Here is a 23,600-nt window from a genome sequence, read left to right as displayed (position 1 = left end):
GGGCTTCCTTGTCATTAAAATAGAAAGTGGTCATAAACAGTGAGGCTAATTCAGCCAATCACCAGGATCATCGGTTGGCTTATCCCAAGGTGGAGGGGAAGCTCTATACATCTTTTGAAAATACAGCGTCGCAGCAACTACATGATTATTTCTTATAATAGATCTGTCAACCAAATAAGAGACTTGGTTAGTGGCAATTATGTCATTATGATGGAGAGGGATATACTTTCTTAGCACAAAATATTCGTCTAATTGTTTACCACTTATTTCTTTATTGAGAATTAATTGTGTTAATACCCTCGTCTCCTGAACCGTTAATCCTTTTCTGTTTTTCAGCTTTAACATCAGCTGTTCGACTCCCAGGTATCGATAGTAATCTAATTCTGAGCTAGACATGCTTATCAAATCATAGAAATCTTTTAACTTACTTGGGCTAATGCCACTAAGCTGACAGATTTCTGTATGAGAAAGCATGGTTAATAGTCTCTCATAAATAAGGAACTTTGTATGTCTATGTCTATTTTGATACGAAAGAAGAATAGCAAGCTTTTTCAATAAGTGGTCTTTCTCCGATAATGGATCAACCAACGTACAAAAAACGTCGCCGTTGTAATCCAAGTTTTTTGAGACAGAGGGACAGGTCCCTCGTCTCACCAATTTTTTACATATTCTAAAAGGTTACAACCTTGATTTTTTTTGTATTTTTGGAAAGACACAGTTCCTGTCCCCGATGTCCTATTCTGTCATTATCCGTATAAGATCATAATGATAGTAACGTTTATGACGTATACGCTCATCTGTGAAGATCATGTTCTTTTCTACTAGATAGGAAAGACTTTTTCTAATGGTTCCCTGCGCTAATCCAGTTATTTTTTCTAGTTGAGGTACTGTTGCTATTGGGACTTCAAACATGGCTCCCCACACTTTAGCAATAGAAGGCTGTTCAAATGACTGAAGCCCTCCTTCATATAAGTTTTCTGCCTCATCTAGTTTTGCAAATTGGTGTTTTGCCATTCTCTCCGCAGTATCTAAGAAGAATGTAATCCAACTTGCCCAATCAGGTTCTTTTTTTCCAATACCTCTGACCCCGTTTAACATACTATAATATCTAAACTTTTCTTTTTCTAACTCTTCACTTAAAAAGAAAAAAGGCGTTTCAATTATTTTTGTTTGTAATAGATAGAGGGCAATTAGAATCCTACCCAATCTTCCATTCCCATCTAGAAATGGATGAATAGATTCAAACTGAGCAAAAAGTGTCAATTTTATTCTAGCGTTTACAAAACTCCAAAAGAAATCATAGTGTCATTAAGAAATATGAAGTTAACCCTATTTATTTTCAAAAAATTTCTTGTTATAACTTTATTTGGGTAATACTATATACATAGGTAAAAATACACTAATTGAATAGGCAAATTACTTGAAAAAGTGAGACGCAAAGCTAAAGGGGCTAAATCCGTACGGGTATGCCAGCCAGTTGCAATCAGATAGATTGATTAACTGCGCCCCTATGTAGAGTAGGGGCTTTTTGTATAAGAACAGTACATGAAATCTCCAAAACGGAGATGAAGTAGAAAGGCGGAAAAAACATGTCATTATTTCGCTCAATCGGTAAAGGTGTAGGAACAGTAGGAGGAAGCATCATTGGTGGAGGAGTAAATTTAGTTGGAAAGACGGTTGATTCTAAGTGGCTTACTGAAGTAGGTGACGGTATTGAGAAAGCATCCGTAGTTGCTATGGATAATGCAGGCCAATTTATTGATGGAGCGGTGAAAGGAACATACGGGGCAATAAAAATTGAGACAGAGGGACAGGTCCCTCGTCTCACTAATATTTTCCATATCAAAGCTCTCCAAAAGGGAGGCCTTCCATATTGAGAGACAGGGATAGGTATCATGTTATGTTTTACTAGATTTTTAGATATAATTTATAGGAGATATTTCTTACTAACATATTAATCTTCGTAAAACACACTCCCTGTCTTCATTAGAGGATATTAAAAATGTTATAGTTTGTGTCTTTAACATTTTTAGTTGTTCTTAATAAAAAGATTCGTTCACCAATATATGTTCTTTTGGATATTTTCTTATATCCTTAACTTCTATGAAATCCAATATCCTTTTATAGTATTCATTATTTTCTTCTCTTACATCTTCTAACTTAGAAAGATCACCTTTGTCTAAAGGATAGATAAAAACAGGGACATCACCTTGTTGTTCCAACAACTCCTTTAGTCTTAACAGGTCTTCTAGGTTAACACTATCAACCCAGTAAGATTTTTTATCTACCATATAAACTAACTTAATATTAAAGGTTGTTTCCTTTCTCCCAGTAGTGTAGTCCGGTATAAAAGCTACTTCATCCATTTCTCCCCATTCCACAAATGAAGAAGTAAGTTGGAAATACGAGTTTTTATGTATACCTTCAAGTACGCCTATATGATAATTGAAAAAGAGTAATATATAAGCAGTAAAAGGCACAGTCATGAATGTAAGAAATCTTTTTACACCTCTAACCCAATATATGCATGCAAATATCCACAAGATGATAAATATCATAACTAACAGTGATAGATTGTATTGACCAGATATAAAAATAGCTTCATCTGGCTTTATAATATGATCTTTAAATAAGCCAGGTCCCCAAAATATCAACAAAATGACCGATAATCCAAATATCCCGATAAGGACTGTAGCAAGGCATCCTAAAATTGTATCCTTTGTGGATAGACTATTGACTGGCTCCATCTGGTCATCTTTTTCTTTACCTGATAGCAAATCTCCCATTCTTTTCACCTCTATATATTCTCAAGTGCATCATTCCCCTTAACCATAAAGTAATTTTACTATTTGAACTAATTTTTAGATACATGCATAAAGACAAATTTCTATAAAAAATGGAATAATAGACAGAGTGACAAATCCCAATTCTCACTTATTTGTCACATATTAAAGCCTTACCAAGGGCAGGACTTCCTTATACCACCCCACTTTTAACTTCACCTAACAATAAGAGCGGATAATTGTAACTTCCCGATAATGTCGTTGATCTTGCTGAAGGGACGTGGTAGCTTTAGAGAACTTAACTGCTAGTGTGTTTGAGTACTATTTAGTTACTTATAAAGAAACGAGTATGTATTAGTTAGTACATGCTTTAGAAAAAGCCATTGATGTTGCCATTCCTGATGAGATGGTGGATCATCGTACATTAGTAAAAACAAAAACTAATTAGTTGTTGGCTAATCTCCTTTCTATCTCGTCAAGTAAATCAAATGGTTCCACTTCAACTCCAATTAGCTTAGAGTTCCAATTTACTCCAACCATGTGTCCCTCTTCGTTCATTCCGTATATCCAATTACTTAAGAATATCTCTAATGGTATTGGAGTTGGTTTATAATGGGACCACTCATTGATATTGCACTGACGAGCATATGCTTCATCAGACCAAAATGGCATAACTAGTGTATCTTCATATTCAGTAGATTCGCATACACACCACATTCCGTTGTGTTCTAAGCCCCAAACTTTTTTGTTTTCTACTACTTTTCTTAGAAACGCATCATAACGTTTTTTAGAATCAATAGTGAAACCGAATGACATAGTAGCCTCTTCCTTTCTCATTTTAAATGTATAATATATTTGGATTTTTCATCTCAAATTAAAAGCCAAAATAGTCATTCTTTGCTCTATCTGAAAAGTTAGTGAAAAATATCTTATGAACTCTTAATATTTTCTCTTTGGGAATTTTTTTATATAGCCAAGTAGTAGCTACAGGTACATCTATTGTAAATGTACTAATTTTCGCTAAATATTCTTCGTAAACATTTACTATCTCAGAATTAATTTCTTCCTCGTTAAGCCCTCTGGATTGATAATCTAGTTTTGCTAAATCAAGAGCTGTCAGTGAATTTTCTACTTCCTTTACTACACCATATCGTGAAGGCTTTCGATTTACGATAGAAACAAAAAAATGATGTTCTTTAGGTAATCTTCCTTTCATTTTATCAGTATTAGATGCTTGAACTAAAATATCGCCTCTTTTTGCAAAGCATTGAATATCCTCTTTTTCAATACCTACAATAACTTTATTATATTTTTTCATGGATTTAAAAATATCCTAACTATTTTTTATTTATTTTAAGACGGTGACAAAAGGGCAGGTCTCTCGTCTAATCAACTTTTACAAAGTAAACCCGCAACAACTATCATGTCTTACTTTAGGTAATAACCCGATTAACTATTAATATTGTTTTAAAATGAATTAATGAAAAACTTATATGCTGAGATTTTCTATTTATCCGTTTAGTCCCAACGTTTCTTTGAATTAGATTGATATCGTTGTTGGTGCTTCTCGAGAAACCCTTCCGGATCCATTTTAAAGGCTTTCATCTTTTTTAGGTATGCAATTTCTAATCGAAGCAGTTCATTTTCTCTTTCTAATTCTTCCTTGGTAGTTTTATTAGTATTTGTACTTTTAGACATTTGCGGTAGTCATTTTCGTATATTCAGGTCCTCATCTATTTCCACAGCACCTGTTCTTTTCTTAAAGGGTAATACATCTAGTTTAAAATGAACAGAATAAAGTTACTTAGGGAGCAGGTGGACACATAAAATTCCCATCATATTTTATCCTGCTAATTAGCAGCTCTTCCTTATAGCACACCTCTATTCACTTCACCAAGCAATTTCATATATAAGAAAACAGACACGATAAGTGGCAACAAAATAAACGTTATTTTCTCCAATAACGTTTTCTCCGTAGATTTACGAATCAAGTCTTGGATAACAAGGTAGATAAATAGAATAGCATACAGTAACAAAGCAAGAGAAAGAGAACTTGCTAGTAAGATAAATAATAATTCCCCTTCCGTTATATCACCAGGGGGGCCATCTGCAGCATGAATACGTCACATCATGATATAAAAGTTTGTAACGTGTTACCAGATATAGGTACAACCGAGAGTAAAAAGCGTCGCAATAAGTAGAAAAATCATCGTTTTCTCCAATGTTAAATACTAGATAGTTTATCCTTAAACAGTATTAACTGGTTATGACGTGGTTTCTATAGAAACGCCATACATTCCGACTTGTCCTTCAGGTTTAGTAGTAAGAACGGGTGCCTGTCACTTCCCGTTATTTGTAGAACTACCTTACATGACAAATTACAAAAAGTAGACTTCCTTACAAATTTCAAAGCCTTGCCTTTTGGCGGGGCTTGTTTAGGAGACGTTTAGATGAAAACGGTCTTAGTTACTTGAGACATAGGGACGGGTAATTCAAGTAACCAAATTTTAAATGGTTGCAACCTCAAATTTTCAGTATTTTTGGAAAGACACAGGTCCTGTCCACCTACATTAAAGAAGGGACGATTAAACTTTTCCTTAGAAAAAGGAGAATTTTAAACAATATCTGTATTATGTAAACGAAACGGAGTAATAATTGTAGTTTAGCAATTTCGAAATCTATTAATCTCATATTTTGTTACTCTTAATTATTACCATCAATGGTGATCAGCTCTTTTTTTCTTCAGTGACAAATTCACCAAATGAAAATCTACTAGTTTAATGGTAATATTATGAAGTGTATAATTTAATTCTAAATTAGGAGAGAGTGCTTAGCGTGAAAAAAGAAATTATGATAATACTAGCCATTATTGTTCTTTTACCTATCCTGTTCTTCTTAGCCCCTACCATATTTGCTCTCCTGCTTGTAACTGGAGTCATAATGTTGAAGTTAAGGTATTCAGTTATTAAAGGTGCGATAGGAGAGTGGTATGTAAATAAAACACTAAGTAAACTAGGAACGAATTATAAAATATACCACGATCTATATGTGCCAAATGGTGTAGGTGGTACTACCCAAGTTGATCATGTAGTTACATCACCGTATGGAATATTTGTAATTGAAACGAAGCATTATCAAGGTTGGATATTTGGGAAGGAAAATCAGAAATATTGGACTCAGACAATCTATAAACGGAAAGAAAAGTTGTTTAATCCAATCTGGCAAAATTATAGTCATATACAAGCAATTAAAAAGTACATAGCTAAAGAAGACTTTGAGTTTATATATTCTATTATTGCCTTCTCTCAAAACTCTACTTTCAAGTTCAAGGATGATTTTACATCAGCTAGGGTTATTCAATTTCCAAAATTAATAAAAGTCATTAAGGAGTGGAATGTTCAAAGGATTAGTGCTTCTGAGTTAAAAGAAATTGATCGAATACTTGAAGGTTTAATCATTACAGATAAGAACCAGAAGAAAAAGGTTAAGAAAAAGCATGTAGTAGATATAAAAAATAACCGTAAAGAAAAGCTTCGGAAAGAAAAAGAGGATTTTAAACAAAATGTCTGTCCCAAGTGTGGTGGCGGATTAACTATGAAGAAAGGGAAGTACGGCTCTTTTTACGGTTGCAGCAACTTCCCGAAATGTAGGTATACTAAGCAAGTTTCATAACAACGGTTGCCTGTCACTTCCCGGTATTTGTCGAATTTCCTTTACTAACAAATTACAAAAAGTAGACTTCCTTACATATTTTAAAGCCCTGCAAATCAGAAAAGGAATTTTTTAGAACCGTGTAATAACTCGTACCCATCATTTCTCAGTAAAGCGTTATGAAAAAATTAGGAAAAGTAGCCATCCATCACAGAAAACGGATGGCTCTCTTTCCATACTCTATCTATTCGATCTTGCCAATACGGTACAAAACATGCTTTTGTAAAGGGCTATCTGTGTCCACTTTAGGATGAGCAAAGTGTCTGACATACTTCATCCCAATCTTTTGCATCACTCGTTTAGATGGGTAGTTTATATCCGCAGTAAAACTATAGACTTCAGATAGATCTAGCTCTTGAAATCCGTATTGTAAGCAGGTTTTTGCTCCCTCCGTTGCATAACCATTACCCCAAGCCCCCTGCGTAAGTCTCCATCCAATCTCCACACAAGGTGTAAAGTTCTCTTCAAATGTTGCCCAGTGAAACCCGATAAATCCGATAAACTCCTGAGTTGCCTTCAGTTCCACTGCATATAGACCATATCCGAAATTGTTAAACTCTGTTTTAATGTTAGCTAAGAATCGCTCTGTATCTTCATATGATAGAGTATCAGGAAAATACCTCATGACCTCTGTGTCGGCATTCATCTCTTGAAAGGGTAACAAGTCCGATTCTTTCCAAGAGCGTAGTATTAAACGTGGTGTTTCTAGGTAGATCATGTTTTCCCTCCTAAAAGATATAGGTTAAACCTAACATCTATCAAATACCGGTGCCTGTCACTTCCCGGTATTTGTCGAATTGCCTTCAATGACGATTACAAACAGTAGACTTCCTTACATATTTTAAATCCCTGCCATTCGGTAGGGGTTTTTTAGGAGGCGCATAAATGAAGAAAGTGTTGGTTACTGTTGGAACTGGATGTATTGAATCTCATACTCTTGTGTGGAGTTACTTTTTAGTGGGTATGAGGAAGTGATAATTGATAATTTAAGTAACAGTACTCGTGACGTTGTGAAACGAATTGAACGTATTTCTAACACACGTATTACCTTCTATGAAGGAGATGTGACGGTGGAGGCAGAAGTACGAGTACGACATATGAATGAAGCGCATGACTTTGTAGGTGTTATCCACTTTGCTGGCTACAAGGTAGTAGGAGAGTCTGTACAACAACCTGTCATGTATTAGCAATGTAAGACAGAGTGACAGGGTCCTTGACTTACTATATTTTTATAATTATTTGATATATAAACTTTAAACTTCTAGTATTTTTATAAAAACACAATACCTGTCCCCTTGTGCTACCTTTTCTTAGCATTTTCAAAAAAACATCCAAGAGTAACTTCTACTTTCTTATACGAGTTTAACAACAAATTTAATATTAAATTTGTTGTTAAATTACATAATTTAAATCTATGCCTAACTCTGTCGTATTTCAAAGGGAAGTCTTAAAGTCAAAAAAGAGAAGTAAAACTAAATAAATATATCTATATACCGATATATAGTGTGTTAGGTCTTTTGGAATAGGTATGATAGATTGTGTAAAGTGACCGTTATAGTATAGTGCTTTAAGAATTTCATTGATAATTAAGTATTTTAGGATATTTTTATCAAATAATTATTAACTTAACTGTGCTAGTACACTACATAAAGTATAATACAGAACTTGAAGGAGGAATATATATGAGTTTAGTTTTAGGGAAAGATGAAATTATAAATAAGTCACAAAATTTCACAACAAATTTAGCTCTATTCTGGCTTAAGACAGATTTATCGCTAACAAACAAAAGAGTTATAGGATATCAACCAAATACACTTCTAGGTGTAATTCCTTTAGGACGTAATGAAGTGTCTTTTCCTTTAAAAAATATTGCTAGCGTAAGTGTTTCAACGAAATTACATTTTGTTAGACTGCTAGTTGGTTTATTTTTCGTCTTTTCAGCTTTAGGTTCTATTGGTAATTCATTTTTGGGGGCTTTGCTTTTCTTAGCTATAGGTCTAATACCACTTTTAAATAGTTTTACAAGTAAAATGACTATTACTAATAACGCTGGGCAGCCTGTTTCTATGGAAATTTCTATCCTTGAAAAAGATAAAGTCCAAAACTTTGTAAATGATGTAAACATAAGTATTTCAGAAGTAGCATAATAATTTTAAACAAATCATTCCTATTTCTTCCTAACATAAATAAATTCGAAACAGAGGGACAGGTACCTTATCTTACAATGTTTTTACATATGAGAACAGGTGCTTGTCACTTCTCGTTATTTGTCGAATTGCCTACCATGACAAATTACAAAAAGTAGACTTCTTAACATATTTTAAAGCCCTGCCATTTGGCAGGGTTTTTTTATGAGTCGTTTAGATGAAGACATTGTTGGTTACTGGTGGAACTGAATATATTAGATCTCATACTTGTGTGGAGTTACTTGCTAGTGAATATAAGTTAGTGATAGTTGAAACGGCACCCCTGATTTAATCGAATGAATAGAACATATTTCTAACAGTCGTGTTACCTACTTTGAAGGGGTGTGACGGAGAAGCAATAGTGCGACAGTTGTTTAAAAGAATGGTTACCAGTCACTTCCTAATATTTGTTCAGCTACTTTGTGTTTTTTAGTATTCAAAGAATAGTGGAATATAGTTTGATATAATAAAAATGTAAATTAATAGATATTTACACATAATAAAGTAATAGAAGGAGAGTATTATGGATCTTGAGTTCTTTGACGGATTTAAAATGGGCTTAGACCTAATATGGTCTATGTTAACAGCTGATCCTTTATTAACTATAGGGATAATAGTATTTATTGGTGTTTTTTTAATATTTGCATTTATAGTTAATACGCTGAGAGAACTAGAACTTAGAAAGTCAGGTATCGTAGAAGTCGATAAAATGTCGGGAAGGAAGTTTGAAGAATACCTTCATGCATTATTAAAAGCAAAAGGATATAATGTACAGTTAACACCAGTAAGTGGAGACTATGGCGCGGACTTAGTAATTACTGCAAAAGCTAAGAAAATTGTTGTTCAAGCGAAAAGGTATAAGAAAAATGTTGGAGTGAAAGCGATTCAGGAAGTAGCTTCAGCAAAATGCTATTATAAAGCAGATGAGTGCTGGGTGATAACTAATAGCTTCTTTACAGAACAAGCTAAAAAATTGGCAAATTCAAACCAAGTACGGTTGGTTGATCGTAAGGAGCTAATGGATTGGATGCTACAAGAAAACAAAGGGGATAGAGGGATTGGTAGGACTACGGGGTAAATATTTTGAGACAGGCAGTTACCCCACCATATATAAAAAGGACTCTCTAACATAAAAGAAAATCACTTTATTGATAATGCAAAAGTAGAGATTAAGCCAAATCACCATGCCTAATAGGAGATTCAACCAAAGGAAACAGGTAGAAAGACTCATTAATTACAATATTAGACAAAAATGTATGGAAATTAGGTAAACTACTAAGCTATTAGCCCTCTCTCATTTGTATATACTTTCATATAAATAACTCGTAAGTTAATATTTTGAAAGAGAGGCGAAGTAGCATGGCAATTTTTCCACAAGGTAGTTGTACACCAAATTTTAATGGAGATGGTACACCGTATTGGATTTACCCAAACGTCAAAGTTCTAAAACAAAATGAGGACTTTGTACCAGAGGACTTTTCTGCTTGTTTAGTAGTAAATGGAGATAACTGTGGAAATGGATGTACTTTTGTAGAAGGACCAGGAACATTACAAGTGATAGGAGGGGCATTCTCCTTTACTGACCCAGTTCTTCCAGGGAGTTGTGAAACGACTGTGACACTAAAAGTGGATTATCAGTTGACAGTTGGCAATGACATTGAGTGTATATTTAATTTCTCAAGATGCTTTACCGAAACAATTTGTTGTCAACTATCTTGTTGTGATAGAGAGAGATATACTTTTACACCATCTCCAAATTCTATCGACGTGAATGTAGTTTTTGTTCGTGAACTACCTGAGTGCCCAGAAGCAACAGTATTACGAATTGAATTAGTAGACCCTAATTTACCTCAAGGTACAGTAACATACATTGATTGCTGCGACGTTACAGTACCAGCAGTTCTGGTTCCGTAAGCTTAGAACAATTATTCAACTAAACTACTTTTACCCAAGATGCAAAGAACTCACTTTGCATCTTTTCTTGTCTTCTATTTACCAGTTACTCTAAATTCTCGGTATTTTACATCCTATTTACCTTTTGATAATTTGGACTCAAGTGACTGTCACATGTTTTATTCAAAAACTGATAAAGATATAATGTAGCTCTAAGTGTGTCGGTTTCCAGGAAACTGTTTAGGATATGTTACATCATCTGTGATACAAATAAAACTCGATGTAGTAAATAGGAGGAATAGACTTTGAACACTGGGAAAGGTGGGTACCAATCAATGGATTACCACCAAAACTATTCAACGACTCTTTTATTAATAGTATAGAAGGGATTACAATTAAATTTAGCGATGAAAAAGATAAAGTAAAAGTCTTAGTTAAGTATGAAGAAGGAGTATTATCTTACAGAAATACAGATCAAGGTTCGTTATAAAAAAACTTGATTACTTAGAACGACAATAAGGTACAAATTTTTATTCTGATTGGACATTTTTTAAAGTGAGAAACTCTGAATATATTAATTGGTTTCTTGATGAATCTGCGGGTGTTTTTGAGCCCAATCAAGTTGAGCATTATGTGTTCCTTACACCAAATGACATAATTGAAATACTTACAAGTTATAGTCCAACTGTTGAACTAGTATAAATACTGATCATCAGTCTAATCTAAGCTGAACGTCAAACGTCCCACCATTTTCTTATATTCTTACCTTTAATGAGTTGTGGGGACTGCTCTCAAGATACACAGTATTTATCCCAGTTCGCCAATCATGTTCTTATTTCATTTTTAAATACCATGCAGAAGATTTTTCGAATCTCTTATAAACATCATCAATCCATCCGGTAACTTGTTCTCTTTCTAAACATTTATTGTTTAAAATCCAATTAGTTATTCTTATCAGTTCCTCTTCTGTAAGTTCCTTTTGAACTGCTGCTAATTTATCCATCCATGGCTTATTGGGCGAACTACCAACTGCATTATCTAACCAATAAATACAAGCTTTTTTGGTTTCGAAAGTTTTACTTTCTAAGTACTCAAAAATGAAACTTATACCTTGATAACACCCTTGATTATTGTACTTGGATATGTCTACGTTAAAGGAAGATCGATTACAAGTTACTCTATAAAAGTTTATATAAGTAACGAATTATTGTGCAGAGGTGTTTTCATAATGAGTGATAGAAAAATTCAGTTAGAAAAGTTACTAATTAAAAACAAAGTAAAACACGCAAAGATACAACTTATAGACGACTTAAAGAATTACTATAACATAGATATCTCAGATAAGAAGTTTTTTGATTTTCTAAAAACAGAGGAAGTGTATCAAAAGGTTTATGAACTCATAAAAACCAATGATATTAAATCTTTTAAAATACCTTATAGCGAAGAAATACTCTATTCAAAGATTGAATTTATTTTCGAATACTATAAAAGTTACGAACAAGAAACAGTTTTGTTTTACCCTCCTACAGCTGGTTTATACTCGAGGAACTGTGACCAACTCATTCTTAATTATCCATTAGCGTTAGTACTTTCATTACTAGAAAGTAAAAATATTATAATGAAATTTTTGTTAGATATGCAAGATGATCTAATTATTGTATCAGAGAACTACAAATTTGGATTCGTTATGAGTGTGGACGAGTATTCAGATATAACTATTGAATATTGGGGGAAATAAAATCAACATCACTGTAACTACCTGTAAGAGTCATAAATGAATTATATCTTTATGACGGTCAGTAAATATACCAACCATATTGTATAATAAAGACAGAAAAAAAAAACTCAATAGGAGGAAAGAAATGTTTACTCTTTCGCTAACAGCATTACTAGTAGGTGCATTTGTGTACATGCTATACGGTGGAATATATTACTCCATCTTACTAAAAAACAAAAAAAATCATCCCGTGGCTTACGTTGTATCTATCATAATCGCATTCATCAGTTCTTTTCTGGTCGGATTTCTCGTACAAGCAGCAGGTGTAGAAGGTATCTTCAATGGGGGTATGATTGGACTAATAATTGGGTTTCTTATCAGTTTAATGTATGTAAAAAACACGATGTTTAAATTAATAGAAAGAAAATACTTTTATATAGCAATTGGGGATCATCTTGTTATTTTTACGATTCTTGGTGCTGTTCACGGTTATTTTATGTAATCAGTACATTAGAGACACAAGGAAAGATACCTATCTCTGTGTCTCTATATCCTGTTCAAAGATAGTCCCAATATCTACTTATTGCAGTGCCTCCGAGGAATGTTTATCAACACTGTCCTTTACCTCACTGAAAATATCCATATCTTCCATAGCATTTTTGGAAGGACTTTTATAAGGTGGAATCCCAAAATGACTCTTCAGTTGTTGCAATTGCATCAGCAGAACTGAATACTCCTGCATCGTAACTGGTTTAGCATGGTCCATCAATTCAAACCCCATCTGTCCATTGGGTTCTAATGTAGCCCATTTCACATCAGCTATTTTACTAATTCCTTGTTGTCGTAACTTCATTTCTAGTTGATCAACAGTAAATCGTAATTTTTTAAAGTTCTTTTCGTTAATTACTCCATTTTCTACTAATATCTTGGATTTCCCAGTTATAAATTTTTCGAACATGTTAACTTTGACCTGTAAGTATTCTATTACCATTAACGTAATAACTAAGACTAATCCAACACCTATAGTAGTCCAAATGTTTTTTCCTGCTACTGGTTGTATTAATAATGAACCAATCCCAATCATGATGACCGTTTGAGCTAATGTCATTTGGGAAAGTGATTTCCTTCCAGCTAAGCGTAACAACAAAGTCCCGGCCATTACAATAAGAATGGCTTTCCATATCCAATCCATTTTATATTACCTCTTTTCAATACTTGGATTTTTTCTATGTAATTATCTGTCTTACTGTTAACTACAAAAGATGAATTTATCCAAGTATGTCTAGTATTTAATAATTTTCTAAAAAAAAGTGAATTTTCCCCAAAGGTAAAAAAGTAAAGATACCTTCAAAACCGAGGCAGGAAAGCTTCATTTGTAATATGGGACTAACTATTATTGTTTTGGACTTCTTCTTTTATATACTTCTAATAACTTACTACTAAACCATATTTTACTAGGTTAATCACCTGAATATTCATTAAAAACTGATGAATCTACCCTAAAATTCTGTCGCATTTTGTCGATATTGATAGTATAAAATGTATAAAGAAGGTGACCCTATGAAGCTCAAACTAGGAACAAAAATAAACATCATGGTAACCAGCATAATCTTGGTTTTATCTACTGTCATTGGGTTTGTTGTTCACCATGAAATTACGCAAGGTGTGAAAGAATTTGCGGTAGAAAAAGCAAAAGGAGATCTAGCGTTAGCCTATCGTTACATAGATACTCACTATCCAGGTAACTGGGAAATAAAGGATGATAAACTATACAAAGGATCTGTTTTAATGAATGACAACTTCGACTTAGTAGATACCATTGGAAGGGATACAGGAGATACAGTAACTATCTTTCAAGGTAATACACGCGTCGCTACGAATGTCATTAAAGAAGGAAATAGAGCAGTAGGCACAACGGCTTCTCCTGAAGTAACAGAAGCGGTCATTACCAAAGGAGAGACCTTCTATGGAGAGGCAGACGTGGTAGGACAAATGTATCAAACTGCGTATATGCCAATTAAAGATGGAAATAACCAAACGATTGGTATTTTTTATGTAGGAGCTTCCCAAAATATTATTAATAAAATTATATCTAGCTTTTTCACAACGTTTTTACCTATTATTGTATTAATGATTGTGATAGCAGGAACGAGTGTTTTTGTCTTTACTGCTAAAATAAATAAGAGATTAAGGAAGATCACAGAAGGTGTTAAACTAGCAGGAAATGGTGATTTTACTTCAACTATTGATGATAAAGCAGGAGATGAATTAAGTACACTTTCGGTTCATTTTAATGATATGACAAAAAATCTTAAAGAAATGATGAACGAAGTGATGAACACATCTGAGCAAGTAGCTGCTTCCTCAGAAGAATTAACTGCAAGTGCAGAACAAACTAGCAAAGCTTCAGAAACAATTGCAGAGTCTATTCAAGAAGTAGCTAGTGGTGCAGATGGCGCTACTACGAGTATTAAGACTAGTGCAATTTCTTTAGAAGAAGTTAGCCTTGGAATTCAAGATATTGTGAAAAATGCCAATACTATCTCAAAAGTTAGTTTACAGGCAACTTCTAAAGCTAATAATGGAGGAGAATTAGTTACTAGAACCGTTCAACAAATTGAAGCAATCAGTAGTTCGGTAAAGTCTAGTGGAGAAGCTATCAAGTCATTAGACCAAAGATCAAAGGAAATTGGAGACATTACAAATGTAATCTCCTCTATCGCAGAACAAACTAATCTTTTAGCTCTGAACGCGGCAATTGAAGCAGCACGAGCAGGGGAGCATGGAAAAGGTTTTGCAGTCGTAGCAGACGAGGTAAGGAAATTGGCTGAACAATCACAACGCTCTTCTTCACAAATAACTGCTTTAATTCAAGAAATACAAAAAGACATGGTCCAATCCAACAACTCTATGAAACAAGTAACAGTGGAAGTGGAGGATGGGTTAAAGATAGTAGGTCTAACAGAACAAAACTTCCAAGAAATCTTAGAGATTATGAATTCCTTAACAAATCAAATTAAAGTGATGGTAGAGGCGACAGATAAGGTATCGATAAATACGGATGAAGTCACTTTGCACTTTAAAGACCTGACAGCTATTTCTGATGATGCATCCATGCACTCTCAAAACGTAGCAGCTGCGGCAGAGCAGCAGATGGCCTCAATGGAAGAAATCTCTGCGTCAGCACATGCTCTTTCTAACTTGGCGGAGGGGCTGAGTGGAATGATTAATAGATTTCAGGTTTAATAGTGAACATAACTTTTACCAAACCATGCTACTGCCTACTTAGGTAGTAGTATTTTTTCATTTTATACTCCTCCGTGCATAACTGATGATTTGTAAATGCCTAAATTAAAAAAATAAAAATAAATCGTTTATCCTTATTAAACAGTCTAACCTATAAGAAGGGAGGGACAGCATTGGAACAAGAGACAATAGTTTTAATAAAACAAGCAAAAAGCGGCAACAATCAAGCTTTTGAACAGGTCATGCGTTTGCATCAAACACGTCTTTATAAAATAGCTTTTACTTATTTCCATAATGAACATGATGCGATAGAAGCGGTACAAGAAACAACTTATAGAGCATACAAGCAGATAAAAAAGCTAAGAGATCCAGCTCATATCTCGGCTTGGCTAACCAGAATTTTGTTTAATTATTGCCATGATGAGTTCAGAAAACGACAGAAGCTGGTTGTCACAGAAAAAGTGAACGGTGAAGCGCAAGTGGACGATAATTCTATCTCCTATGACATACGTAGTGCTGTTCTTTCTTTAGAAGAACCATATAAGCATGTTATTACGTTACGATACTTTCATGATTTACCTGTTGAAGAGATTGCTTATATTATGGACCGTCCAAAAGGAACGATAAAAACATGGATACGTAAAGGGTTGTCTACGCTAAAAGGGGAGCTAACAGAGGAAGGAGAAAGCCTACGTGAGAAACATTCGTGAAGAAGAGTTAAAAAAAGAGAAGGAAAAGATAGATGAACTACCTGTTCCTTCAATTCAGCTCCACGACGCTATTAGTAGAGGTGTCAACAGAGGAGTAATAGAGCAAAAGAGGAGATACAAGCGCTATACATTACTAATTGCAGCCTCTTTACTATGCTTTAGTTTGATAGGAACCATCCGGGTGTCGGATACAGTCGCTGCGTTTATAGGAGAGATACCTGGATTAGAAAAGTTAGTAATTGCAGTTAGAGGTGATACGAGCTTAATAAGTAGTCTATACCATGATTACTTATATCCTATAGATAAGACTCTAGATAATCACGGAAAAAAGCTTTACATTGACTCGCTCATTGTCGATGAAGAACGCATTGTGGTGTTCTATAAACATGACTCGTCTTGGGGTAAGGAAACGAGCATTATACCAAGTATAAAAGGAAAAAACAGTGAAGAGCTAATGTATAGTTCTAGTTTTTATAGTCCTGCTAGTGATGCACAAGAGAATATGCATACCCTACAAGTTTATTTTTTTGAGAATGGCCCTTTAGATGTTGGAAGTTTAGATTTCCATTTAACTAATGATAATCGAAAAGTGATGAATACTTGGGAATTACCTATTCAATTTAGCGAAGAAGATATTATTCCTTCTAAAGAATATAACGTCAAAATGGAAGCGGTTATACACGGGCAAAGGATTATGGTGAATAAGGTAAAAGTGTCCCCTACAAGTGTAGCAATCTCAGTTACATCAGATTCTAATAATACCTATCAGTTCTTTGGCTTTGAAAACTTACATCTCCAAGATACGAAAGGGAACAAATGGCTGCCAGAGGATTCTAGAACTAGTAGCGGGGAAAAAGATGATTGGATTTTTTACACTAGTAGTCCATTTTTTGAAAATCCAGAAGAGTTGTATGTTGTATTTGATGGTATAAAAGCCATACCGAAGAATGATATGGAAGTTATCATTGATGTAGAAAATAGAAAAATCTTACGTTCTCCGAAAGACATGAATCTTTCTATAAAAGAAATAGAAGGTGAACAAGTAGTTCTCTCTCATATAAAACAAAATGAAGAAAATACATTTATGTCCGTATTTGGTGATGTGGTTGATAACTTAGGAAATGAGTATCGTATTTCAACTGTATCAAGTGGGGAAGTACCAGGAGAACTACACTATTTTTTACCACAAGAAATAGAAGGTTCAACGATTACTCTACAAATAAATGGTACGTCCAATGTTTTGCAAAAAGAAACTCGTATAAAAGTTAAATAAAACAGATGTGCCTGCTAGGAATCTACTATTAAAAAAATCAAAAACTTTAATGTTCTAGGGAGTGACAGTAATATCTATAGATAAAAAAAGATAATAGTAAAAGCAGACCTGATGACGGTCCGCTTTTACTAAACTATCTACTAGTTATAAGAATCTATGCTAACTCTATTCACCAACACCTCCGTAAACTTAGCACAACGTTCCCTATCCTGCTCCTGTGGCTGCAACTCCACCTTTAAAGCACACGCAACTAACACAACACTCTCTAACTGTGCACATATTCTGGTAACAGCTCCACAGAAATTAGGATAAAACGTATCACCTGTTCCAAAAACACCAAAAACAGTTCCAGGTAAGTGGCTATCATGTAATAGAGGCCAAAACGTATCCCATTCTCTTGGAATATCACCATTTCCCCAAGTATAGGTCCCTAGAGAAATAATGTCGTATACAGAAAGATCAACATTAGGTAGATCAGTTAAGGTATAGTAATCCACCAAAACCTCTATTTTCTCAAACTCCTGTTGAATCCAGCCTGCTAACATCTCTGTGTTACCTGATATAGAGTGATAAATTATTAAAGCTCGAATGATCACAATTCATCAAATCCATTTAAAGAAGACACTTTTGCATAAGACCTAGACTTTTGTTCAAAGAAATCAGACTTTGTCTCATTAATCTTCTGATCATCATACACTTGGATCCAAGGCATTGGGTTAGAATTATCTTTATACGCATTAGGTAAGTCCAATTGTCGTAATCGTTTATTACCTAAATACTCAAGATATGCGTGGAATTCATCCATTTCTATACCCTCAACAGAAAAGAGGATATAGGTGGACCATTCTTTTTCTAACTCCACACCTCTCATAATAGTGTTCTTTATCCATTCATCTACTTCAGGCGTAATTAATTCTGCATTCTCTTTTCGAACAATACGAACAAATTGAGACATGAAGTAAGCATGTTGTAGCTCATCGCGTTGAATATAACTAATCATTGTACTCGTTTTCACCATTTTTTGTTTTCTACTTAAATGATAGAAAAAGGCAAAACCTGAATAGAAGTAAATGCCTTCTAAAACAATGGAATAGACAGCTAACTTTAAGATGTTTTCTACCGTTGGCTCTTGTAAAAAAGCATTATATCCTTCCATAATAAAAGCATTTCTTTTATTTACTAAAGGGTCATTTTTTGCATTTTCAAACCACTTATGCTGCTCCTGTAAAGGAATTAAGGAACTTAAAATATAGGAGTACGATTCATTATGTACTGCTTCTTGTTGAGAGATAATAGCGAAAATGGCTTTAAAACTAGGATCTGTCACATATTCTAAGACATGATACATGACAGGTGTTTGAATACTATCCAATGCTGCTAATTGAGCATTAATTTGGAGAAACGTAGACTTTTCTTTCTCTGATAAGGTCTCCCACTGTTTAATATCATCTTGCATATTAATTTCTTGTGCTTTCCAAAAATTCGATAGCAACACGTTGTAAAGATCATACATTTGTGGGTAGGCGATATTATTCCAATTTAGTACGCCAGATACTTTGCCGTTAAGCAAACTTGTCGTTACCATAGGTCCATGACTATCAAAAATGCTCGATTTATTCAGCTTCATGTTCATTCCCCCTTAACTTTCACACACAGTACATGCCTCTAACTCACTTTGAGAAGTGCTGCGCACATAATAGGTTGATTTCAACTTACTTTTCCAAGCATGTAAATGGAGAGACAATAGCTCTTTTGCTTTAATGTCATGTCGAACATATAAATTAAAACTAATACTCTGATCGATATGTCTCTGTCTTGCGGCATTTTGTTCTATACTCCAGTGTTGATCTAACTTATCTCTCGTTTTACGATAAAATTCATACGTCTTATGCGTTAAGTCAGGAGCAGTAACGCCAAACCGAAAGTTTTTCTTTTCCTCTACATATTCCACTGCAAACAATGGATCAATTCCATCCGTACTTCCACCGATTTTCGCAGTAGAAGAATTCGGTGCAACAGCCATTAACCAACCGTTTCGAAGACCATATTTGTTTACGTCTTCCTTAAGTGTTTGCCATCTGTTAGAAGAATAATTTTTACGGGTAAAATAATTACCGTTTTCCCAATCTGAACCCCTAAATAAAGGATAAGTGCCTTTCTCTTTTGACAATTTCATGGATGCGCGAATGGTGTGATAAGCAATTTCTTCATATAGCTGACTAGCATATTCTACTGCTTCTTCTGATTCCCAATAGATATGCTTTGTTGCAAGTAGATGGTGCCATCCAAACGTGCCTAACCCAATTGCTCTATATTTCTTATTTGTCCTAGATGCTTGCATCAGTGGAAGATTATTTATATCAATCACGTTATCTAGCATTCTCACTTGTATGGAGATAATGCGTTCCAGTTCATTAGATTCTACAGCGTTAGGCAAGTGAAGAGAGGAGAGGTTACACACCACATAATCACCTGCTTCACGTGTTTGAGTAATGAATTGTTCTTCTTTCATCTCTTCGTTTACCACTATAGTAGAAGACATGTTCTGCATAATTTCTGTACATAAGTTGCTACAATAAATGGCTGTTCTCCCTTTTCCTCTGACATGTTTGTTAGGATTCTGTCGATTCACTTCGTCTCTGTAGAACATATAGGGAGTTCCCGTTTCTAATTGAGCAATCATGACTCTTGTCATAATATCCATCGCACGATAGGTAAGCCTTGGTAACAATGGATGGTTTAGTGCTTCGTGGTATTTCTCTGTAAAGAGCTGTTGATCTTCCTCATCATAAAAATCTTCTAAACCAAGCGCATTACCTAGTTCATCTTTCCAGCCCATCAATTGCTTTACTTCGTATGGGCAAAAAACAGACCATTCCCCAATACTACGACCATTTGAATCCACTTCTTCTAATTTTCTCATGAACAAATCTGGCACACATACACCGGTAAAAATATCATGCGCTTTTCTACGTTCATCACCATTATTTGTCTTTAGTTCTAAGAAGCCATTCATAATATCTTTGTGGAAAATATCTATATATACAGCGATTGCACCTTGTCGTTGACCTAACTGATCAACACTAACGGCTGTATTATTTAATAATTTTATCCATGGAATAATCCCAGATGAACTACCTTTCACTCCTTGAATAGCAGACCCTAATGCTCGAACTTTCCCCATATAAATACCCACGCCACCACCTGCTTTACTTACTCTAGCAGCATCATGGTTAGTCAGATAGATACTGTCTAAGGAATCGTCCATTGTATCAATGAAGCAGGATGATAACTGGCCGCTGCGTTTACCAGCATTGGCCAAGGTAGGGGTTGCGACAGTCATATACTGATTGCTTAAAGCCCAATAGGCTTCTTTTACTAGTTCTAATCGTTTACTTCGTTCTTCCTCTTTCATCAGTAATAAAGCAATCATCATGAAACGTTCTTGTGGTAATTCTACAATTTGATTGTTGGTATCTTTCGCTAAATATCGATCAGAGAGAAGAAATGCCCCAATATGAGTAAATTTCTTATCTAGTTCTTCTTGTATGACATTGCTTATTTCGACTAACTCTTGTTCTGTATAGGAATCTAGTAGTTGGTTGGAGTATACTCCTTGGTAACTTAATTGCTTCACTAGTAAATAAAAATCACCATCTGCATAGTTTCTACCAATACCTCTATTTCTTTCTACTTCGCTGTAAAGTTTTAGTAAATAGGCTCTAGAAGCTACATAGGACCACTTAGGATTATCAATAGAAATTCGATTAACGGCATACTCTAATACAACGTCCAATTTCTTCTCCATTTCTACAGTTCCTAATTTAGGTACTAGTTCTTGTACATCTAGATCATATTCCGTTAGCCAATGTAAATTATGTACCTTAGTTTTTAATGCGTTCATAAAATCCCTCCTAAAATAAAAAAACCATTCATTAAATTGAATGGGAGTGAGGGGAATGCAAAGGAAAAGAAGAGCGCTTAAAAGGATCTTTTCACTTTGCAATCGACTCCTTTCTCCATCCCCGAAAAAAGAAAACGGCAGAAAATAGACAGGTCTCCTGGCTTGTGAATCTCTCTACTCCGAATCCTTCCCGTATTTCACAGTGGTTACATTCGTTTCGTCCTCACTTACAGTTGCGGGGGCAGCTTTGGTTTTGCACCAAATTCCCTATTAAGCACTTTGTGCATCTATTATCTTGCGTACAATATGTAGTTTTTAAAATTGTTAATCTATCAATATATTGTGTTTTCATATCTATCTTATTATATTCGGAAGAAAATTACAACAGTTCTAGTAATCTTTTAGACAGTAGGTTTAAATGGGTAAAAAATAAACACCGAAGAGAAAGTCCTAATAGACTCCTTTCTTCGGTGCTAGTTTCACGTACTTTCCTCGTGCATAAGCATACGATTCTTCCCACTACGTTTCACACTATACAATGCCTGATCCGCCAATCGAATAACATCGCTTATATTGTCACCTTTTGACCAAGTTGCTCCACCCACACTACATCCAATGGAAACCATTACATCATCTATAACAAAAGGTTTATTGAGCAAAGATATAAGCTGCTCTCCAACCATATTTCCATGCTCAATCGAATTAGAAGAAGAGGAGAGGGTAACGACAAACTCGTCTCCACCAATCCGAGATACCAGATCATCTTTTTGAACAAACTGATCTAAACGAGCGCCAACTTCTATTAGAAGTTTATCTCCCGCATCATGACCAAATTTATCATTAACTGCTTTAAATCCGTCCAGATCTAAATAAAGAATGGTTAGATGATCATATGTATCTATTGCTTGTTCCAAAAAGTGATCAAATCCATTTCGATTTGCTAATCCAGTTAAAAAGTCACGGTGAGCCACATGTTCCATTTCTTCTAATTGAACTTCCGTAGTGGTCAAATTTGTCACTAAGTCTCTTAGCGATGTAGATAGGATCTCAATTTCACGTATTCCTTCATACTTAGGAATCGTTACCGTAGCACCATCTCGTAAATTATCAGCAACAGTAGTAATGCGTTTAAGTGGATCCGTAATTCTACCTGCAATAAACCATCCTGCGATCGCAAAGAAAAGAACAAGCATACTTCCAACAATAAAAATATATCTAACTAGTTCTTTTGCAGGTGCATAGGCTACATCAACAGGTTGTCGTACTAAAACGGTCCATTCTAAACCGGGATAGTCGCTGTAACCATCGGTAAGAACATATCCGGTTAAATATTGCTTTCCATCTGACCACGTCTCAATGGTCCATCCCTTATTAGATTCTCTGGACAGTTGTACACTATCCACATCTAATTTTTCTCCTACCATGTCTTTGGGTCCCAGTAAGATACTGTCATCTGCTTTACTGACAATAAAAAACTCGATGCCTTCTCTATTTTGTAGAGTATCCCGCATAAAGTTTTCGACTTCTTGTGCCCACTCCCAACTTAAATGAGCAGCTAGGACACCAATAAAATTGTCCTCGTCGTCATAAACAGGAGTACTAATATCCACAAATCGTAGTGTTTCCCCAGTAGGGTTAGGAAGGAGTTCAGCTAACAAAACTGCTTCATGAACATCTCCAATAAACACTTCGTCTAACGCTTCCGTAAATACAGGACGAGTGGAAATGTCATGTCCCGTAAGAATTCCATTAGTAGAAGCTATAACTGTCCCATCTTGATTCGTTAAACCAACCCATGAAAACGATGGGAATCGTTCTTGTAGTTTATTTAAAAGATCAGAAGCATTCTGGTAATCTTGTTGCTTTAATTCTTGTAATTCACTAAGAATGGATACTTCTCCATACCTCGACCACATATACTGATCCAAATTTTCTCCCATTACATACGCCGCATCTTCTAATGAGTGGCCAATTTCTGATTCAATTTCATCAATGGATCGTTGTCCGATAAACATACTAACGATCACAATAACAATGCAAACGACGATGGCAAAAATAATGGCCAAAAGTGTTCGAAGACTCCCCTTGAAAATCTTCATACGGTTCACTTCCTTTAATCAAATACACTTCTACTAGTATACCAGCTTTCAACAAAATATGACTAAATGTGACAAAAT

24 protein-coding genes, 1 pseudogene and 2 riboswitches are annotated in these 23,600 nt (G+C 34.8%); of the genes and pseudogenes, 11 read left to right on the top strand and 14 right to left on the bottom strand.

Annotated features, from left to right (window positions below; translation table 11 throughout):
- Positions 1-45: 45 nt before the first annotated feature.
- From G8O30_RS12115 to G8O30_RS16320, 3 genes and pseudogenes are all read right to left on the bottom strand, one after another.
- Positions 46-555 carry a hypothetical protein gene (locus G8O30_RS12115; protein WP_239672316.1) on the bottom strand — a complete coding sequence of 170 codons (510 nt, stop codon included), beginning with the start codon at positions 553-555 and terminating at the stop codon, positions 46-48.
- A 180-nt stretch (positions 556-735) separates the two neighbouring features.
- Positions 736-1,206, bottom strand: coding sequence for a Fic family protein (locus tag G8O30_RS12110; protein WP_239672315.1), 471 nt, complete (start codon positions 1,204-1,206; stop codon positions 736-738).
- Between the two features lie 6 nt (positions 1,207-1,212).
- Positions 1,213-1,263 (bottom strand): annotated as a pseudogene (locus G8O30_RS16320) (hypothetical protein); the annotation flags it as partial.
- A gap of 137 nt (positions 1,264-1,400) precedes the next feature.
- A riboswitch (cyclic di-GMP riboswitch) is annotated at positions 1,401-1,485 on the top strand.
- Between the two features lie 104 nt (positions 1,486-1,589).
- Between G8O30_RS16320 and G8O30_RS12105 the strand changes: the two are divergent.
- A complete protein-coding gene (locus G8O30_RS12105) occupies positions 1,590-1,877 on the top strand; it encodes a hypothetical protein (RefSeq protein WP_239672314.1) in 288 nt (95 codons plus the stop codon).
- A gap of 162 nt (positions 1,878-2,039) precedes the next feature.
- Here the strand turns inward: G8O30_RS12105 and G8O30_RS12100 are convergent, their stop codons facing one another.
- The 4 genes from G8O30_RS12100 to G8O30_RS12085 all read right to left on the bottom strand — a co-directional run bounded on the left by G8O30_RS12100 (position 2,040) and on the right by G8O30_RS12085 (position 4,481).
- A complete protein-coding gene (locus G8O30_RS12100; RefSeq protein WP_239672313.1) occupies positions 2,040-2,786 on the bottom strand; it encodes a hypothetical protein in 747 nt (248 codons plus the stop codon).
- Between the two features lie 441 nt (positions 2,787-3,227).
- Entirely contained in the window at positions 3,228-3,599 is a 372-nt protein-coding gene (locus G8O30_RS12095; protein ID WP_239672312.1) for a DUF2750 domain-containing protein, read from the bottom strand.
- Positions 3,600-3,657: 58 nt separating this feature from the next.
- The gene (locus G8O30_RS12090) at positions 3,658-4,101 is read right to left on the bottom strand and encodes a hypothetical protein (RefSeq protein ID WP_239672311.1); all 444 of its coding nucleotides are present in this window, start codon (positions 4,099-4,101) and stop codon (positions 3,658-3,660) included.
- A 200-nt stretch (positions 4,102-4,301) separates the two neighbouring features.
- On the bottom strand, positions 4,302-4,481 hold the full coding sequence (locus G8O30_RS12085) for a hypothetical protein (protein WP_239672310.1): 180 nt from the start codon (positions 4,479-4,481) through the stop codon (positions 4,302-4,304).
- A 1,137-nt stretch (positions 4,482-5,618) separates the two neighbouring features.
- On the opposite strand from G8O30_RS12085, the gene G8O30_RS12080 reads away from it, so the two are divergent.
- Positions 5,619-6,455, top strand: coding sequence for an NERD domain-containing protein (locus G8O30_RS12080; RefSeq protein WP_239672309.1), 837 nt, complete (start codon positions 5,619-5,621; stop codon positions 6,453-6,455).
- 223 nt (positions 6,456-6,678) lie between these two features.
- Here G8O30_RS12080 and G8O30_RS12075 read toward each other — a convergent pair whose 3' ends face one another.
- Entirely contained in the window at positions 6,679-7,212 is a 534-nt protein-coding gene (locus G8O30_RS12075) for a GNAT family N-acetyltransferase (protein WP_239672308.1), read from the bottom strand.
- 253 nt (positions 7,213-7,465) lie between these two features.
- On the opposite strand from G8O30_RS12075, the gene G8O30_RS12070 reads away from it, so the two are divergent.
- From G8O30_RS12070 to G8O30_RS12055, 4 genes are all read left to right on the top strand, one after another.
- A complete protein-coding gene (locus G8O30_RS12070) occupies positions 7,466-7,681 on the top strand; it encodes a hypothetical protein (RefSeq protein WP_239672307.1) in 216 nt (71 codons plus the stop codon).
- A 495-nt stretch (positions 7,682-8,176) separates the two neighbouring features.
- Complete coding sequence (locus G8O30_RS12065) at positions 8,177-8,641, top strand: hypothetical protein (RefSeq protein WP_239672306.1); 465 nt, start codon at positions 8,177-8,179, stop codon at positions 8,639-8,641.
- Positions 8,642-9,203: 562 nt separating this feature from the next.
- A complete protein-coding gene (locus tag G8O30_RS12060) occupies positions 9,204-9,758 on the top strand; it encodes a restriction endonuclease (protein ID WP_239672305.1) in 555 nt (184 codons plus the stop codon).
- Between the two features lie 281 nt (positions 9,759-10,039).
- Positions 10,040-10,594, top strand: coding sequence for a hypothetical protein (locus G8O30_RS12055; RefSeq protein WP_239672304.1), 555 nt, complete (start codon positions 10,040-10,042; stop codon positions 10,592-10,594).
- An 811-nt stretch (positions 10,595-11,405) separates the two neighbouring features.
- Here the strand turns inward: G8O30_RS12055 and G8O30_RS12050 are convergent.
- Complete coding sequence (locus G8O30_RS12050) at positions 11,406-11,576, bottom strand: hypothetical protein (protein WP_239672303.1); 171 nt, start codon at positions 11,574-11,576, stop codon at positions 11,406-11,408.
- A 225-nt stretch (positions 11,577-11,801) separates the two neighbouring features.
- Between G8O30_RS12050 and G8O30_RS12045 the strand changes: the two genes are divergently transcribed.
- Positions 11,802-12,311 (top strand): hypothetical protein, encoded by a 510-nt coding sequence (locus G8O30_RS12045; protein WP_239672302.1) that lies wholly within the window; start codon positions 11,802-11,804, stop codon positions 12,309-12,311.
- A gap of 124 nt (positions 12,312-12,435) precedes the next feature.
- A complete protein-coding gene (locus G8O30_RS12040) occupies positions 12,436-12,792 on the top strand; it encodes a DUF1761 domain-containing protein (RefSeq protein ID WP_239672301.1) in 357 nt (118 codons plus the stop codon).
- A 78-nt stretch (positions 12,793-12,870) separates the two neighbouring features.
- On the opposite strand, the gene G8O30_RS12035 is transcribed toward G8O30_RS12040, so the two are convergent.
- Positions 12,871-13,482 carry a DUF421 domain-containing protein gene (locus tag G8O30_RS12035; RefSeq protein ID WP_239672300.1) on the bottom strand — a complete coding sequence of 204 codons (612 nt, stop codon included), beginning with the start codon at positions 13,480-13,482 and terminating at the stop codon, positions 12,871-12,873.
- 368 nt (positions 13,483-13,850) lie between these two features.
- Here G8O30_RS12035 and G8O30_RS12030 point away from each other — a divergent pair, with 368 nt between their 5' ends.
- From G8O30_RS12030 to G8O30_RS12020, 3 genes are all read left to right on the top strand, one after another.
- A complete protein-coding gene (locus tag G8O30_RS12030) occupies positions 13,851-15,536 on the top strand; it encodes a methyl-accepting chemotaxis protein (RefSeq protein WP_239672299.1) in 1,686 nt (561 codons plus the stop codon).
- Between the two features lie 173 nt (positions 15,537-15,709).
- Positions 15,710-16,246 carry a sigma-70 family RNA polymerase sigma factor gene (locus tag G8O30_RS12025; protein ID WP_239672298.1) on the top strand — a complete coding sequence of 179 codons (537 nt, stop codon included), beginning with the start codon at positions 15,710-15,712 and terminating at the stop codon, positions 16,244-16,246.
- A complete protein-coding gene (locus G8O30_RS12020; RefSeq protein WP_239672297.1) occupies positions 16,230-17,519 on the top strand; it encodes a DUF4179 domain-containing protein in 1,290 nt (429 codons plus the stop codon). Before G8O30_RS12025 ends, G8O30_RS12020 begins: the two co-directional genes overlap by 17 nt.
- Before the next feature lie 140 nt (positions 17,520-17,659).
- Here the strand turns inward: G8O30_RS12020 and G8O30_RS12015 are convergent, their stop codons facing one another.
- The 4 genes from G8O30_RS12015 to G8O30_RS12000 all read right to left on the bottom strand — a co-directional run bounded on the left by G8O30_RS12015 (position 17,660) and on the right by G8O30_RS12000 (position 23,522).
- On the bottom strand, positions 17,660-18,115 hold the full coding sequence (locus G8O30_RS12015) for a flavodoxin domain-containing protein (RefSeq protein ID WP_239672296.1): 456 nt from the start codon (positions 18,113-18,115) through the stop codon (positions 17,660-17,662).
- Positions 18,112-19,152, bottom strand: coding sequence for a ribonucleotide-diphosphate reductase subunit beta (locus G8O30_RS12010; RefSeq protein ID WP_420844574.1), 1,041 nt, complete (start codon positions 19,150-19,152; stop codon positions 18,112-18,114). Before G8O30_RS12010 ends, G8O30_RS12015 begins: the two co-directional genes overlap by 4 nt.
- A gap of 6 nt (positions 19,153-19,158) precedes the next feature.
- Positions 19,159-21,423 carry a ribonucleoside-diphosphate reductase subunit alpha gene (locus G8O30_RS12005; protein WP_239672294.1) on the bottom strand — a complete coding sequence of 755 codons (2,265 nt, stop codon included), beginning with the start codon at positions 21,421-21,423 and terminating at the stop codon, positions 19,159-19,161.
- A 130-nt stretch (positions 21,424-21,553) separates the two neighbouring features.
- Positions 21,554-21,729, bottom strand: a riboswitch (cobalamin riboswitch).
- Positions 21,730-21,902: 173 nt separating this feature from the next.
- Positions 21,903-23,522, bottom strand: coding sequence for a sensor domain-containing diguanylate cyclase (locus tag G8O30_RS12000; RefSeq protein ID WP_239672293.1), 1,620 nt, complete (start codon positions 23,520-23,522; stop codon positions 21,903-21,905).
- Between the last annotated feature and the right edge of the window lie 78 nt (positions 23,523-23,600).

The organism is Mangrovibacillus cuniculi (assembly GCF_015482585.1).
GTDB lineage: Bacteria > Bacillota > Bacilli > Bacillales > R1DC41 > Mangrovibacillus > Mangrovibacillus cuniculi.
Note: the sequence above shows the minus strand (reverse complement) of the source record. Positions and strands in the feature narration are given on the sequence as shown.